The following is a 15418-nucleotide window of genomic DNA, read 5'->3' on the forward strand; positions in this document are numbered from 1 at the left end:
GCCGACCGGCGTAATCGACCGGCGCAGCCAGCCCCAACTCGCAGCCGCCGTGCCCGGAACCATCGTCACGCTCGAACTGAGAGTGCTGAAGCACAAGCCCTCGCCGCGGGGCAACACCAAGGCCCCGTACAAGGTCACCTGCGAAGACGACACGGGCCGCATCGACCTCGTCTTCTTCCACGCCGAGCATAAATTCATTGAGCGTCAGCTGCCCGAAGGCGAAATCCGCTACGTCTCAGGCCGCATCGAACTCTACGGCGATAAACTTCAGATGTCGCATCCCGATTACATCGTCTCGCCCGAAGCCCGTCACGAAATGCCGTTGCTAGAGCCAGTCTATCCGTTGACTGCAGGCCTCTCCGGAAAGATCGCGCTCAAAGCTGCACGCCAGGCCGTCGAACGCGTTCCGGAACTTCCCGAATGGCAGGAGCAGAGCTGGCTCGAAGCGCGCTACTGGCCGAAATTCAACGAAGCGGTCGTGCGCGTCCATCGGCCGGGCGATGCGCAAGACGTCTCGAACGGCGCCATGTTCTGGCAACGCCTCGCCTATGACGAACTCCTCGCCGGTCAGCTGGCGTTCGCACTCGTACGGCGAAACCTGAAGACGGAACGCGGACGGCGCCTCTCCGGCAACGGGAAAATCCGCGAGAAGATCGCGGCCGCCCTCCCGTTTTCGCTCACCGGATCGCAAACAAACGCGCTCGCCGAAATTGCCGAAGACCTTGCCGCGCCCCACCGGATGCTGCGTCTGCTCCAGGGCGACGTCGGCTCCGGCAAAACCGTGGTCGCGTTGATGACGATGGCCGTCGCCGTTGAGGCCGGAGCACAAGCCGCGTTGATGGCTCCGACGGAAGTGCTCGCCCGCCAGCATATCGAGACGATCGCGCCGCTTGCCGACGCGGCAGGCCTCCGGATCGCCCTGCTCACGGGGCGCGAAAAAGGCAAAGCCCGCGACGCCGTGATATCGCGTCTCGCGACAGGCGAGATCGATATCCTGGTCGGAACGCACGCGCTCTTTCAATCCGATGTGCAGTTCAAGGACCTCGCCGTCGCCGTGATCGACGAGCAGCACCGCTTCGGCGTTCACCAGCGCATGGCGCTGCAAGCGAAAGGATCGAATGGCGACACCAACGTCCTTGTGATGACCGCGACACCCATTCCGCGCACGCTTCTGATGACGCACTACGGCGATCTCGACGTCTCGAAGCTCACCGAAAAACCGGCCGGACGCAAACCCGTGGTCACCAAAGCCGTGCCGCTGGAATTGCTGGAACGCCTGATCGATCGCGTCCGCGTTCAGCTCGAAGAAGGTGCGCAGGTCTACTGGGTGTGCCCGCTGATCGAAACGTCGGAGATTTCCGATCTCGCCGCCGCCGAAGAACGGTTCGCATATCTCCGCCAGATCTTCGGCGAAAGCGTCGGCCTTTTGCACGGAGCACTGTCGGGCAAGGAGAAGGACGAGACGATGTCGGCATTCGCCGCCGGCCATCTGAAAATTCTCGTCGCAACCACCGTCATCGAAGTCGGCGTCAACGTTCCGAACGCCAACATCATGGTCATAGAGCACGCCGAGCGTTTCGGTTTGGCCCAGCTTCATCAGCTGCGAGGCCGCGTCGGCCGCGGCACGCGTGAATCGTTCTGCATGCTGCTCTACAAAGCGCCGCTCGGTGAAACCGCCGAAGCCCGGCTGAAGATGATGGAAGAGACTGAGGACGGATTTCGCATCGCCGAGAAAGATCTCGAACTTCGCGGCGGCGGCGAAATCCTGGGCGCCCGACAAAGCGGTGCACCGGGCTTCCGGATCGCAGAGGTCCCCGGCCGTGAAGCGCTGCTCGAAGCCGCGCATGACGACGCCGAACTCATTCTTCAGAAAGATCCGAACCTCGTGTCGGCCCGCGGTCAGGCGCTCAGAACACTGCTCTATCTCTTCGAATGCGATGAAGCAGTTCGCCTGTTTCGTGCCGCCTAGATCGCCTGCGCAAACATCATCCGGTGCCCTTCAGGCGTCGCGACGGCCATTTCCCGCCAGCCCCACGGCTTGTCGGCAGGACCCGAGAGAATGCGCGCGCCGCGGGCTTTGAATTCCGCGTGCAGGGCGTCCACATCGTCCGTCGAGAAGAAGCCGAAATAGTTGTGATCGCCAAGTTCGGACGGAGCGAGGGTATTCGGACAGCGGCCGAGCATCACCCTCACGCCGCCGCGCACGAGCGCCTGCCAGTTGTCGCCGTCGTTCCAGTCCTTCGCAAAGCCGAGCACATCGATGAAATAGGCTGTCGAACCCTTGAGGTCGTGTACGGCGAGCACGAACGCGTGCGGCAAAAGCTTGGGTTCAGTCATGTCAGCCAAGCCCCGTCAACAACAGACATCCAATTTATCGTTCGCTCCGGGGATTACGCGGCGGGCTCGTCGCCGCCCAAACGGAAACGCGACGCCTTCTTCTCCGCCGCCGCGAGCCGTTTCATCTTCTCAGCTACGTCCGGCATGACGATGCCGCCCGAGAGAACGATCTTCGCGGCTTCCTCGACGGTCATCGATAGGAACACCACGTTCGCCCGCGGCACGAAGCAGATGAACCCGGTGGGAGGCACGATACCGGTCGGCATGAATACGGTCAGAAGATCCTCCGCACCGCCCGGCTTCGCGTCCTTGATCTCGCCCGTCGTCTCGCCCGTCACGAATACGAGGCTCCAGATTTCCTTCGACGGGAATTCGATCATCCCGACCTTTTGGAAACTCGAGTTCGGGCCCGTCGTCGAGATCACGCTCTCGAAAATCTGTTTCAGTGCCCCGTAGACGTTGCGAACGATCGGCGTACGCGACATCATGAGTTCGCCCGAGGAGACGAGCGTCCGCCCGAGCAGGTTGGCGGCGAGCGCGCCGATCAGCGTCAGCCCGACGATGGCGATGACGAGACCAAGCCCCGGCAACGGAAACGGCAGATACGTATCGGGATTGAACGTCGTCGGCAGAAGCGGCTTGATCCAGGCGTCGATCCAATGGATGACGCCCCACATGATCCAAAGCGTGATCGTGACTGGGCCGACGATGACGAGACCGGTCAGAAAAGCGTTTCGGATCCGCGACCCGAGCCGCCATCCCGTTTTGCCATCATCGCTGACGAGGCGCTTGAGCCCAGCTGTCAGCTGTGCATCCGTCTTCGCGTCGGCGCCCAAAGAACTGCGAGGGCCGGGGTCGTGAGCAGACGGTGGGGCCATTCTCTCCTACTCGAGCTGGTAGCCCGATGGAGACCGGGCGAGCCTCAGTTTGTCACGACAAGACAATCAAGACCACTGCTTCGAAGTTTATTGCAGAGACCGCGAGGCTCTTCCTGCGAAGCATAGCCCCCGATCCGGACGCGATAAAACGTCCCCATGCTGCCGATGACGGCCTCATCGACGGTCGGCACGTGATCGGAAAGATCGGAGCCATGCTGGGCGATGAGGTTCTGCGCCAATGCCTCGGCGTCAGCGCGCGACCTGAGAGCCGCAATATGAATCTTATACTTGCCGTTGGCCGCAACCGGCTTTGGTTTTGTCTCGGCGGCGAGCGCGACTTTCGTGGGCTTTGCGGTAGCACCCGGCGCAACAACGGTCGCGTTGCTCCAACTCGATGTTTCGGGAGCACCCGATGTGGAGGCTGTCGTCACCGTTTCACTACCCGCAGGCGGCGCGGCGGAGGATGACGATCCGCCCCCGAACATGTTTGAGAAAAAGCCCGTGACGTTGCCGGGTATGGCGCTGACCGTCTGCCCGAACGACGACCCGCCCGACGGCGCCGCAACCGGGCTAGCGTCTCCGCCGTATCCGGACGGCGAAGCAATCGATTGAACGCCCGAACTCTCACCCGCTGCGGTAGCACGAGCGCGCGCCGCATCCTGAGCGGCCTCGCTGTTGGCATCCTGTCGCGTAATCGTCGCCGACGTCCCATCTCCGGAACTCGCGCCACTCTGGCTGCCGGCCGCCTCGGCAATAGCCGCCGCTGAAAGCCCGGCCGAGCCGGCATTGGGCCCCGGCGCTGGATTTGCAACGACCTTGGCGCCTGTAGCGCCGGCTGCCGGTTTTGCGGCGGCGATGACGCGCTGATCCGGCGTACTGCCCGTGTCTTCGAGGCCCGCCATTCGATAGGCTTCCGAGCGCTCCGCAATCGCCGATTTCTGGTCGCTCGGGCTGAGCCCGTTCTTCAACCAGATCGCGCTTGTGAGGTCCGAAATAGCGAGGCCGGGTTTGTTATCTCGTTTGTAGGCAAGGCCGCGGGTATAAAGGGCTTTCGCCATTTCCGAGGCCGAAAGCACACCCGCCTTGACGGCAATCGTCAGCTGACCAATCGCATTTTGGTGACGGCCGGCGGCATATTCCTTCAGCCCGGCGTCGTAAGCCTTTTTCGCAGCCGCGATAGCAATGGCTTTCTGTTCGGCATCACCGTCGCCGCCAGCGCTTTGTCCAGCTTTCGGCCCCTGCGCCGCCTGGCTTGCGGGCTTTGCCTTGGCAGCTTCGCCCGCAGATGGCCAGCCTGCGAGGCCGCCGGCATATACGCACGTCACGATGGCAGCGAGCGCCATGGGGCGCGCCAACACCTGGAACTGCGTCATTGTACGTACCTTCCCCAATGGTCACGTTCTAGATCGCGCAACCAAGGTATTGCAACCATTTGAACGAGGCAAATTGTGGGCCCCCGCCCTCGTTTCCGGCTTTTTTAGCCGGTTATTCCAACGTGCCAGCTATTCTACCGTGCCAGCTATTCTACCGTGACTGACTTCGCCAGATTTCTAGGCTGATCGACGTCCGTCCCCATCAGCACCGCCGTCTGGTAGGCGATGAGCTGAGTCGGTACAGCATAAATCATAGGCGCAACAAAAGTGTCGACGCTCGGCATTTGGATGTGGGCAGCGAGTTTACAACCAGCTTTTTCAGGCGCCGCGTCCGAAATGAGGATCACCTGGCCACCGCGGGCCGCAACTTCCTGCAAATTGGACACCGTCTTCTCGAAGAGATCATCCTCGGGAGCGACCACGACGACCGGTACGGTTTCGTCGATCAGCGCGATCGGACCGTGCTTCAGCTCGCCGGCCGCATAGCCCTCGGCATGTATATACGAGATCTCTTTGAGCTTGAGCGCGCCCTCGAGGGCAATCGGGAAACTCGAACCGCGGCCGAGATAAAGAACGTCACGGGCCTTGGCGAGCTCATGGGCAACCGCGATGAAAGGCTCGTCGTTCTTCAAAATCGATGCGATGTGCCGTGGCACCTCCATCAACGATTTGACCAGCGCCATTTCCTGTTCGACCGTGATCTTGTCACGCGCCCGGGCGATTGCGATCGCCAAGCAGGCAAGAACCGCAAGCTGGCACGTGAAAGCCTTCGTCGAAGCCACGCCTATTTCGGGCCCCGCCAGCGTTGGCAACGCCGCGTGCGATTCACGCGCAATCGTCGAGGTGCGAACGTTGACGATGGAGGCAATACGTTGGCCGTTGTCCTTCGCATAACGAAGGGTCGCCAGCGTATCGGCCGTTTCCCCTGACTGCGAGACGAACACCGCGAGACCGTGCTCGGGCAACGGCGTTTCGCGATAACGCATCTCCGACGCGACATCGATGTCGACCGGCAAACGCGCGTAACGCTCGATCCAGTATTTGGCGACGAGCCCGGCATAATAAGCCGTACCGCATGCCGATATCGTAACACGGCTGATTTTCGCGAGATCGACGCCCAAATCCGGAAAACGAACGCGCGCGGTCGTCATATCGAGGTAATTCGCGAGCGTGTGCGAAATGACTTCCGGCTGCTCGTGAATTTCCTTCGCCATGAAGTGGCGATAGTTGCCCTTATCGATCAAAAGAGCGCTCGCTACTGCTTTGACGATGGGGCGCTCCACGCGCTCACCGTCCAGATTGAAGATCTCGGCGCCCGAGCGGTGCAGAACCGCCCAATCGCCCTCTTCAAGATAAGTGATAGCGTCCGTGAAAGGCGCAAGCGCAATGGCGTCGGAACCGAGGTACATCTCGCCCGAGCCGTGGCCGATGGCGAGAGGCGAACCTTTGCGGGCCGCGATCATCAAATCGTCCTGGCCCGCGAAAATAATGCCGAGCGCGAAAGCGCCCTCCAGATGATGCAGCGCATTGCGAACCGCGGCGACGGGCTCCGCTCCCTGATCCATTTCGTCCGTGATCAGGTGGACGACGGCTTCGGTGTCCGTATCGGTCTCGAATTTGTGCCCCTTGGCTTCGAGACGCGCCCTGAGTTCGCGGAAATTCTCGATGATGCCGTTGTGCACGACCGAGACCTTCGCCGTCATATGCGGATGCGCATTGCGCTCCGTCGGACGGCCGTGCGTCGCCCAGCGCGTATGGCCGATGCCGGTACGGCCCGCGAGCGGCTCCGAGATCAACCGCTTTTCCAAGTTCCGTAGCTTGCCCTCGGCACGGCGTCGATCGATCGCGCCGCCCTCGACCGTCGCTATGCCCGCCGAATCATAGCCCCGGTATTCGAGCCTCCGGAGCGCGTCGACCAGATTGGTCGAAACCGACGATTTTCCGAGAATTCCTACGATCCCGCACATTGGATCGGCTCCCCCAAAGAAGGTTCCCCCAAAGCGAACGATGGAGGCGGTTAACAATCATCTCAAGTCACAGAATGTTTCAGACGAACGCTGTCTCTTTGCCCTGTCGCTTTCTGCAAAATCCGCACGTGGTTAATAATCATCTTTTTTGAGCGGCTTTTCGACGAGACATCACCGCCCGGAATTTCTCGGCCCACCCCGGCCTTTCCTCTTGCGCGCTCCGTTCGATCGCCAGAGCCCCCGGACTGACGTCCTTGGTGATGACGCTCCCCGAACCGATATACGCGCCCGCGCCGATTTTCAGGGGCGCAACGAGCGATGTATTCGAACCGATGAAGGCCCCTTCGCCGATCTCGGTTTTCTCTTTGTTGTATCCATCATAATTGCAGAAGATCGTGCCCGCGCCGATGTTTGCACCAGCCCCCACGCTCCCATCACCCAAATAGGAGAGGTGGTTGGCTTTCGCGCCCTCGCCAAGGGTCACATTCTTGACCTCGACGAAATTGCCGATGTGGACGTTCGCCCCGATCCGCGCTCCGGGCCGGAAGCGGGCGAACGGTCCGATTCGCGCGCCCTTCCCGATCGTCGCGCCTTCGATGTGACAAAAACCAAGGATCTGAACGCCCTCTTCCACCGTCACGCCCGCAGCAAAGATCACGTTGGGCTCGATCGAGACATCGGACGCGATTCGCGTGTCGAAATTCAACCAGACAGTCTCCGGCGCGACCATCGTGACGCCGTCGCGCATGAACGCCGAACGGGCGCGCGCCTGCCAAATGCCTTCAGCGACGGCAAGCTGTTCCCGCGTGTTGACGCCCAGAACATCGCTCTCGTCACACTCGACGACTGTCGCTTTGAGCCCCTGTTGACGCGCAATCTCGATAGCGTCGGTCAGATAGTACTCGCCCTTCGCATTGGCGCTGCCGATCCGCGACAGAAGTTCGGAGAGACGCGGCACCCGGAATGCCATGACGCCCGAATTGCAGAGCCCGATGTCCCGCTCGGCATCGGTCGCATCCTGCTCCTCGCGTATCCCCGTTAGCCCACCACGATCATCGATCAAAAGCCGTCCGTAACCCGTTGGATCTTTTGGCCTGAAACCGAGAACGGCAATGTTCGCACCCGAATCGAGGGCAGCGCGGAGCCGCTCGATGACCTCACCCCGGACGAGCGGCGTATCGGCGAAAAGAACGACGACGTCGCCCCCAGCCTGGCTATCGGCTCCCTGCTCATCGAGAGCGGGCTTCGCGGCGAGCACGGCATCCGCTGTCCCGAGCTGGGCCGATTGCTCGAACATCCGCGCCCCGGGAACCACTCGCACCGCTTCCGTCCCGACGGCATCCATTCCCGGTCCAACGACAACAGCGATCTTGCCGCCCTCGATGCGCGATGCCGTCGTCAAGACGTGCGCGAGCATCGACTGCCCGGCAATTTTGTGAAGCACCTTCGGCAGGGACGACTTCATGCGCGTGCCCTTGCCCGCGGCTAACACGACGAAGAGACAGGGCCGGACACTCATGGAAAACCTTGCTTTGTCATTGCAGTGAGCCGAAGGGCGAGCGCCGACGCCGTGCGTTCCCCCGATTGCCCATCATGCCATACCGCCAGCGATCCATCGGGAGCAAGTACTGCTCGAAGTGTCGATTTGCTCGCCCGCGACAGGGCGCCTCAAGCATCTTTGCGGATAGCCCTTTGCCCAAGAGTTCCCGAAGGATAGCTGGCTCGCGACAAGTCTGCATTCGTCCACAGGTTCTAACGCCGAACGCACTCGCTGGCATTGCGGCAATCGCCCACCGGACCCAACCTCATCCACACGGTGGAAACGATTCGGGGCGAACGGACCGGCACGCGGACCGGCCCCTAAGGCATCAGGACGACAGACCAATGACCAAGACTGCAAGCGAAAAGCCGATGCGCAGGAACACCGGTGCCACGCCATATGCAGCGATATGGTTCACCCTGGGGGCTGCCGGCCTCGGCTATCTCTGCATAGCGTTTCTGGCTCCCCACATCCTCCCCGACTTTTCGGGTGGCCGCGTCGCGGAGCGCATGCTGGGCGAAACGCAAATGATGAAGGTGTCGGCCGATGTCGAAGGCCTCAAATCATCGCTGGAAAGACTCCAGATCGAGGTCGACAGCGTGAAGGCGAACGCCGTCGCTCATCAGACGCAAACGGATCAGCTGAGCGCGCACCTCGCCGCGCTCGACGAGAAGGTTCGCGGCCAAGAAACGGCGAAGACGGCGTCAGCCGCTCCGCTGCCGCCGCCGACGCCCGACGTGCCGGACTTCGCCTCGGGCGCGTCACAAGCGCAAGCTGCACCCGACGGACCTCCGCCCACAAAAGTCATCAACGCCGCTCCCCAGGTCGGCCCGCAAGTTGGTCCGCCAGTCGGCGCGCCGATCGTGACGGGCAGCATCTCGAAGGGCACGCAGACGGCAAACGCGGGTGACGCGATCAGCTTCGGCCCAGCCGTCGTAAAGCCGGCGCCGAAACCGGTCGGAATTCAGATCGCCACGGATTCCTCAGTGGACGGCCTGCGGATTACCTGGAGCGCGCTTGCCCAGGTACACGCCGAGCAGCTCGGAACTCTGAGCCCGCGCTATGCCGACCTCGGAACCGCAGCAAACCCGAGCTTCGGACTGATTGCGGGCCCGATCAAATCGAAGGCCGATGCGAAGAAACTTTGCAAGGAGCTCGCGGCCCAATCGGTCAGCTGCAAGATCAGCGACTTCAAGGGCGCCGCGCTATAAGAGCCGCTCGATGACGGACGGGATTGCATTGGGTCAATCCCGTCCTCCTGCTCATTTAATTCGTGCACACGCCAGTCGGATTACTCGTCTAGCGGGACCGCCGCTCGCTAGCCCTCACGGACTGGACGTATTGAACGTGTCGCAGGCATCCATCTTGCCGGACTCCAAACCTGCTTTGAACCAGCGAACGCGTTGTGCTGCCGATCCATGCGTAAACGCATCCGGCACCACACGGCCCGTCATCTTCTTTTGAATCATGTCGTCGCCGATCTGCGATGCCGCGTTGAGCGCGTCTTCGACATCGCCCGGTTGCAGGCGCTTCTTCATCTGATCGTTGAGATTGGCCCAGACGCCCGCGAGGCAATCTGCCTGTAGCTCGGTCCGAACCTGAATCTGGTTGGCTGTCGCTTCGTCGTCGGCCCGCTCTTTGAGCTTTTGAACCTGGTCAAGAATCCCGAGCTGCTTTTGCACGTGATGGCCGACCTCGTGCGCAATCACGTAGGCTTGCGCAAAATCCCCGCTGACGTTGAACTTCCGCTTCAGCTCGTCATAGAACGCGAGATCGATGTAGACCTTCTGATCGAGCGGGCAATAAAACGGCCCCATTGCCGCTTGCCCTGCACCGCAGGCGGTGCGGGTAATTCCCGTATAAAGAACAAGCGGCGGATCCGGATAATCCCGCCCGAAGCCCTTGAAGACCGAATTCCACACATCCTCGGTATCGGCGAGCACGCGTTTGACGAAGACCGCTTCTGAGTCGTCGCCCGCTGCCTGCTTCTGCGGCGAGCCGGGAAGCCCCGGAATGTCGGAAGGCGAACGAGACGGCCGATCCGAATGCGGCATCTGCGGCATGCTGATCTGGCCGTTGGTGCCAAACAAAACGTCGAGCGGGTTGATGCCGAACATCAGCATCACGGCACCGATGATCAGCAGCGTCGTGAGGCTGAACCCACCCTTGCCGCCGAGAGGGATTTGAATACCGCCACCGGGAAATTGAAAACCCCCGCCGCCGCCTTGACCGCGTCGATCCTCTACGTTGCTGCTTTCCCGGTCGTCCTGATCGTAGCGCATGTCAGCCTCAAAAAAATGACGAAGCATTGCGGCTCGAGGCGCACAGCCTCAACGGGTGCGCCGGCCGCAATCCCATGCCGCATACTGCACGCGCGAGAGGCCTTTACAAGGTTCGTGTAGAGCCGATCCGAAACGATATCCGCTACGGCTTGGTTTCCTCCGGACGGCCTTTTTTTGCCTTCCCCGCACCCGGTAACGCGAGAAGATCCGGCATCGTCGAAAGCCCCTTCGGCTTGGCCACCGGTTTCAATTGGGAACGAACGGCGCGGGATGCCGCCACGGAGCCGTCATAAGCGTACGCCTCGTGATTGCGCTCGATCTCGCCCAGATCGTACCGGTAGTTGACCATCAGACCATGCGCCTCGCGAAGCCCCTTCTCGGACGGGTCCGCCAGCCAGTTCAAACGCTCGAGCCGCGCGCCGTTGCCAAGGTGAAAGCGCGCGACCTGATCGACCGGCCGATCGTCGCTCGAGCGAACGACGAGGAAATAATGAGCCGCAAGGCCCATCAGCGCCGACTTGAGCTCTTCCGTTCCCGGCGCATCCTTCGCCGCCTCCTCGACCCAACGCGGGTCCCGCAACCGCGACAGGGCCTGTCGATCGGCGGCCGAGATCGGCACGTCGCTTCCGCTCGCGAGGGCCCGGTCAACCCAGCGCGCGAAGCTTGGAACCGGAGAAAGCGTGACGAACGTCTTGAGGCTCGCCACATCCCGCGCGAGATCCTCGACCACCTGTTTCAAGAGAAAGTTGCCGAACGAAATGCCTTTGAGGCCATCCTGGCAGTTCGAAATCGAATAGAAGACCGCGGTCGTCGGCGGCGCATCGTCCTCCGAGCGGCGTCCATCGAGCACGGTCGCAATGGCGTCCGGCATCTCGCGCATCAATGCGACCTCGACGAAGATCAACGGTTCGTCGACGAGCGCCGGATGGAAAAAGGCAAAGCAGCGCCGATCCTTTGGATCGAGACGGCGGCGCAAATCATCCCAGCCGCGGATCTCGTGCACCGCTTCGTATTCAATGATCTTCTCGAGAATAGCCGCCGGCGTCTGCCAGTCGATGCGGCGAAGAACGAGGAAGCCGCGGTTGAACCACGACGTCAAAAGCCTCTCGAGGTCGGCGTCGACGGCCGCGAGCGCTTCGTCCGATTTGATGTGGCGAACGAGATCACTGCGCAGCGCGACGATTTCCGCGGTCGCTCCAGCCGCCAGATTCAAACGGCGGAAGAATTCGAGCCGCGGGCTATATGAAGCCTTCTGCAGCTTTGCGAGGGTCTTTTCCGACGGGGAATCGAGATAGGCTCTGGCGGCATCCGCCACCTGCACAGGATTGGGTTGTAGATCGTCGGCTAGAAACCGGAAGAACTGGAGCCGTTCTTCGCTCGTTGCTTTCTTAAGCTGATTGAGCAGCTGGCGAGCGATCGCCACACCGGATGCCTCTCCTCGACCCGACATCAGCGCCCGCGACAGAACCTCGATCGATTCTCCGCCGGCCTCGCCGAACAGCGCCTTGGGAAGCAGCGAACGTCCCTGCTCGGCAATCGCCGCCATCAATTCCTGAAAGAAAGAAACGTTCACGCGTTCTGCCATGAGGCCCGGGCTCCTGGATCGTTAACGTTTGCTTAACCGTATCGAACGAGCATCCCGTCGTTACTTGTATAGGGCATTTTCATTATGGCTGATCGCTTTTCATCCGCCTGGCCGGCGTCGAGCCTCGATTCGGCAAAGAACGACACCGGGCGAGTCGCATTTTGCGGGCCATATGTCCTTTCCGCGATTACGGGCTTCGGCATCTCCAAGATCGAGGACGTCATTCGCGAAGGCCGCGAGTTGCCGCCACACCGCAAGCCTGTCGTCAAAGGAACCTACGCCGACGAGGTCGAAGCTGCCCTTTCCTATTTCGGGTACCGCATGGAGCTCAAAGAAAGCCACATGCATCGCGCCCGCAAGGAACGCCCGACGCTCTGGACCTGGATGCAAAAGCCGCGGAACGCCTGGGCGTATTACATTCTGGCCATCCATAAGGGCAAAGAAGGGCACTGGATCCTCGTGAAGGGCGTTAAGATGTGCGACACCTTCACCGAGGGCAAATGGACGTTCGTCGTCGACGGCCCGCATCGCGGCTGCCGCATCATGGAAATTTTCGAAGTCCGGAAAGCCCACGACGCCTAAGTCTCGGGCGTTATCTCCACCGTCGGTCAGATCATCGCGCGACGAATGAACGTTGGCTGAACTCCTGCTTCACGGCCTATTCAATCCCTAAGTCTATTCTAGGTCCCAACACGAGTTGTGAACCGGACTAAGGGAGAGTGGGCCGTGGCTGAGTTTCTTCGATCGAGCGCCATCATGTTGATGGCCGTCGTTGTTCTGGCGGCCGGCGTCGCCGTCGTTTTCTACGGTTGAGTCGCTGCAGATTGAGCGGCTTTCACGGATTAGCCGCTCTAGGCCGCCGTGCACACCTCCGGAAGCGCCTTGTCGACGCCCGCAAGTTACGCCACTTAAAGGGGGCTTTCCGCTCCCTTTTCTTTTGGCTCATGCGCGGCACCACTTGGCAGAGATCTCCTATTCCGAACTTCTGAAAGACGCCCAGGCGCGTTTCACCGATTACCTGACGCCGTCGGTGCGTCTGGGCGTGACCGGACTGTCGCGCGCCGGCAAGACGGTTTTCATCACCGCTCTCGTTCGCAATCTCGTTGCGGGAGGACGCCTGCCGTTCTTTGCGCCCGACGCCGAGCGCCGCATCGTCCGCGCCTACCTCGAGCCGCAGCCCGACGATAGCGTTCCCCGCTTCGACTACGAAGCCCACCTCGCGGATCTGCTGTCCACTCCGCCATCATGGCCCGAGAGCACGAAGCGCATTTCGGAATTGCGCGTCACCATCGAATATCGCTCGGCTTACGCCCTGAAGCGGGCCATCGGCCTTTCGAAGCTTCACGTCGACATTGTCGATTATCCCGGCGAATGGCTGATCGACTTGCCCCTCCTCGACCAGGATTACCGGGCGTTTTCGAATGAAGCACTGGAATTCGCCAACGCGCCGTCCCGCGCCGAATTCGCCAAACCCTTTCTCGCCTTTCTCGCCGGCACCGACCCCGCCGCAGCGGAGGACGAGCAGATCGCCATGACGGGCGCCAAGCTCTTCACCTCCTACTTGCGCGCGACGCGCGACAGCGGCGCACAATCGACGCTCGCCCCCGGCCGCTTCCTGCTGCCTGGCGAACTGGAAGGCTCTCCACTGCTTACATTCTTTCCGATGCCGCTCGCGTCGGACGAGCGCCTGCCGCGCGGATCTCTCGCGGCGATGATGACGCGCCGCTTCGAAAGCTATAAGTCGTCCGTCGTCAAACCGTTCTTCAACGATCACTTCGCGCGCCTCGACCGCCAGATCGTGCTGATCGACGTCCTGACTGCCCTTCATCGCGGCGCCGAAGCGGTGGGCGATCTCGAACACGCCATGACCGATATCCTGAAGGCCTTCCGGCCCGGCGCCAATTCGTGGCTCTCGATGTTTCTCGGGCGCAAGATCGATCGCGTCCTCTTCGCAGCGACGAAGGCCGATCATCTTCCCGCTTCAAGCCACGACCGCCTCGAAGCCCTCCTGAAAGCGATCGTCGACGAAGCCGTCACCCGCGCGCAAACCGAAGGCGCCGGCGTTCACGCGTTGGCCCTCTCGGCGCTGCGTGCAACGCGCGAGGCGACGGCCAAACAAGGCGGGGAAATTCTGCCCTGCCTTCGCGGCACGCCGATCAAAGGCGAGCGGATCGGCAACATCACCTTCGACGGCGTCAAGGAAGCCGCAATTTTCCCCGGCGACCTTCCGGCCGATCCGGCAGCTGCCCTCAACGCGGCGCGACACGCCAAGTCTGCGTCCCTCGAACTCGTCCGCTTTGCCCCGCCGAAGCTCGTCGACACGCTTTCCGATGGCAAGCCGGCCGCATTTCCGCATATCAGATTGGACCGCGCGCTCGACTTCCTGATTTCGGATTATCTCGCATGACATTCGAGAACGATCAGCCGCCGCCGAGAAAACCTCGCGTCTTTACGCCCGACGACATCGCCGACGAACCGGAGCTCGACGACGACATCGCGGGCGGCGGCGCGGTCACCTCGAGACGCGCCTCCGTTCCAGCAGGGCGCCTGACGGTGAGCGATATCAACCGCGGCTTCCGTTTCGGCAGCATTCTCTTTTCCGCGATGGCGGCCCTCGCGTCGTTAGCCGCAGGCGTGTGGTTCACGCGGTTCGTCTCGATCGCGCTCGAACGCCAGGACTGGGTCGGCTGGGTCGCTTTCGGTTTGATGACGATCATCGCCCTGGCGCTGCTCGGCATAGTGTTGCGCGAACTCATCGGTTTCAGGCGACTTAGACGGCTTGCGAAACTCCGCGCGCTCGTCCGGGACACCATCGCGCAACCCAATCTCCCCGGCGAACGGAAGGCCGTCACAGCACTTCTCGCTCACTACCGCGGCCGCCCGGATCTGGCGTGGGGCCTCGCGCGCGTGAAGGACCATACTGGCGATGTGCTCGAACCGGGCGAGTTGCTGCGTCTGGCAGACCGCGAACTTCTCCGCCCCATCGATGCCGAAAGCCGGCGTGTCATCCTGAAATCGGCGAAACGCGTCGCGACCGTCACCGCGCTCTCCCCGATCATGTGGATCGCCATGGGCTTCGTCCTTGTAGAGAACGTGCGGATGTTTCGCGCGATCGCGGGGCTCTACGGCGGCAGGCCCGGAGTCCTCGGCGCGCTTCGCCTCGCCCGGCTCGTGGTCGGCCACATCATCGCAACCGGCGGCATCGCGATGACCGACGATCTTCTCGGCCAGTTTGTCGGCCAGGACGTCTTGCGGAGGCTATCGCGGCGGCTTGGAGAAGGCGCGTTCAACGGCGCTTTGACCTCCCGTCTCGGCGTCGTCGCCGTCGAGGTGATCCGTCCTCTTCCCTACCTCGACGCCGAACCGCTGCGGGTCCGCGAAATCTTCAATGAACTCGTGCGGTCGCTGCGCGGCTCCGACAAGTCTGAGAAACAAGTCTGAAGAAGAAGACGCGCC

At 61.8% G+C, this 15418-nt stretch carries 12 protein-coding genes; 5 read left to right on the plus strand and 7 right to left on the minus strand.

Features of this window, described 5'->3' with window-relative positions:
* The coding region (gene recG / locus K2Q04_RS11025) for an ATP-dependent DNA helicase RecG (protein ID WP_291163309.1) at positions 1-1969 on the plus strand (1969 nt) is incomplete at its 5' end.
* Here recG and K2Q04_RS11030 read toward each other — a convergent pair.
* The 5 genes from K2Q04_RS11030 to glmU all read right to left on the minus strand — a co-directional run bounded on the left by K2Q04_RS11030 (position 1966) and on the right by glmU (position 8074).
* Complete coding sequence (locus K2Q04_RS11030) at positions 1966-2337, minus strand: VOC family protein (RefSeq protein ID WP_291163312.1); 372 nt, start codon at positions 2335-2337, stop codon at positions 1966-1968. The two genes, recG and K2Q04_RS11030, sit on opposite strands and share 4 nt — an antisense overlap.
* Before the next feature lie 53 nt (positions 2338-2390).
* Positions 2391-3215 (minus strand): DUF502 domain-containing protein, encoded by an 825-nt coding sequence (locus K2Q04_RS11035; protein WP_291163314.1) that lies wholly within the window; start codon positions 3213-3215, stop codon positions 2391-2393.
* Between the two features lie 44 nt (positions 3216-3259).
* Positions 3260-4588: an SPOR domain-containing protein gene (locus K2Q04_RS11040; RefSeq protein WP_291163316.1), complete on the minus strand. Its 1329-nt coding sequence runs from the start codon at positions 4586-4588 to the stop codon at positions 3260-3262.
* Between the two features lie 146 nt (positions 4589-4734).
* On the minus strand, positions 4735-6555 hold the full coding sequence (glmS, locus tag K2Q04_RS11045) for a glutamine--fructose-6-phosphate transaminase (isomerizing) (protein WP_291163319.1): 1821 nt from the start codon (positions 6553-6555) through the stop codon (positions 4735-4737).
* Between the two features lie 139 nt (positions 6556-6694).
* Positions 6695-8074, minus strand: a complete 1380-nt coding sequence (gene glmU / locus K2Q04_RS11050) for a bifunctional UDP-N-acetylglucosamine diphosphorylase/glucosamine-1-phosphate N-acetyltransferase GlmU (RefSeq protein WP_291163322.1) — start codon at positions 8072-8074, stop codon at positions 6695-6697.
* A gap of 365 nt (positions 8075-8439) precedes the next feature.
* Between glmU and K2Q04_RS11055 the strand changes: the two genes are divergently transcribed.
* The gene (locus K2Q04_RS11055) at positions 8440-9306 is read left to right on the plus strand and encodes an SPOR domain-containing protein (protein ID WP_291163325.1); all 867 of its coding nucleotides are present in this window, start codon (positions 8440-8442) and stop codon (positions 9304-9306) included.
* A gap of 114 nt (positions 9307-9420) precedes the next feature.
* Here K2Q04_RS11055 and K2Q04_RS11060 read toward each other — a convergent pair whose 3' ends face one another.
* Complete coding sequence (locus K2Q04_RS11060; RefSeq protein ID WP_291163938.1) at positions 9421-10377, minus strand: neutral zinc metallopeptidase; 957 nt, start codon at positions 10375-10377, stop codon at positions 9421-9423.
* A gap of 142 nt (positions 10378-10519) precedes the next feature.
* Positions 10520-11962 carry a malonyl-CoA decarboxylase gene (locus tag K2Q04_RS11065; protein ID WP_291163328.1) on the minus strand — a complete coding sequence of 481 codons (1443 nt, stop codon included), beginning with the start codon at positions 11960-11962 and terminating at the stop codon, positions 10520-10522.
* Between the two features lie 84 nt (positions 11963-12046).
* On the opposite strand from K2Q04_RS11065, the gene K2Q04_RS11070 reads away from it, so the two are divergent.
* The 3 genes from K2Q04_RS11070 to K2Q04_RS11080 all read left to right on the plus strand — a co-directional run bounded on the left by K2Q04_RS11070 (position 12047) and on the right by K2Q04_RS11080 (position 15403).
* Positions 12047-12544, plus strand: a complete 498-nt coding sequence (locus K2Q04_RS11070) for a hypothetical protein (RefSeq protein ID WP_291163331.1) — start codon at positions 12047-12049, stop codon at positions 12542-12544.
* A gap of 376 nt (positions 12545-12920) precedes the next feature.
* Entirely contained in the window at positions 12921-14369 is a 1449-nt protein-coding gene (locus K2Q04_RS11075; RefSeq protein WP_291163334.1) for a YcjX family protein, read from the plus strand.
* Positions 14366-15403, plus strand: coding sequence for a TIGR01620 family protein (locus tag K2Q04_RS11080; RefSeq protein WP_291163336.1), 1038 nt, complete (start codon positions 14366-14368; stop codon positions 15401-15403). The genes K2Q04_RS11075 and K2Q04_RS11080 overlap by 4 nt, the downstream gene beginning before the upstream one ends.
* Positions 15404-15418 lie beyond the last annotated feature (15 nt).

Origin of the sequence: Hyphomicrobium sp., from assembly GCF_019753045.1 — a bacterium.
GTDB lineage: Bacteria > Pseudomonadota > Alphaproteobacteria > Rhizobiales > Hyphomicrobiaceae > Hyphomicrobium_B.

Excerpts from the sequence above, each read along its gene's own strand:
- K2Q04_RS11080 (WP_291163336.1), top strand. The coding sequence starts at position 14,366 with ATGACATTCGAGAACGATCAGCCGCCGCCGAGAAAACCTCGCGTCTTT.
- K2Q04_RS11060 (WP_291163938.1), bottom strand. The coding sequence starts at position 10,377 with ATGCGCTACGATCAGGACGACCGGGAAAGCAGCAACGTAGAGGATCGA.
- K2Q04_RS11065 (WP_291163328.1), bottom strand. The coding sequence starts at position 11,962 with ATGGCAGAACGCGTGAACGTTTCTTTCTTTCAGGAATTGATGGCGGCG.
- K2Q04_RS11055 (WP_291163325.1), top strand. The coding sequence starts at position 8,440 with ATGACCAAGACTGCAAGCGAAAAGCCGATGCGCAGGAACACCGGTGCC.
- K2Q04_RS11035 (WP_291163314.1), bottom strand. The coding sequence starts at position 3,215 with ATGGCCCCACCGTCTGCTCACGACCCCGGCCCTCGCAGTTCTTTGGGC.
- glmS (WP_291163319.1), bottom strand. The coding sequence starts at position 6,555 with ATGTGCGGGATCGTAGGAATTCTCGGAAAATCGTCGGTTTCGACCAAT.
- glmU (WP_291163322.1), bottom strand. The coding sequence starts at position 8,074 with ATGAGTGTCCGGCCCTGTCTCTTCGTCGTGTTAGCCGCGGGCAAGGGC.
- K2Q04_RS11040 (WP_291163316.1), bottom strand. The coding sequence starts at position 4,588 with ATGACGCAGTTCCAGGTGTTGGCGCGCCCCATGGCGCTCGCTGCCATC.
- K2Q04_RS11030 (WP_291163312.1), bottom strand. The coding sequence starts at position 2,337 with ATGACTGAACCCAAGCTTTTGCCGCACGCGTTCGTGCTCGCCGTACAC.
- K2Q04_RS11070 (WP_291163331.1), top strand. The coding sequence starts at position 12,047 with ATGGCTGATCGCTTTTCATCCGCCTGGCCGGCGTCGAGCCTCGATTCG.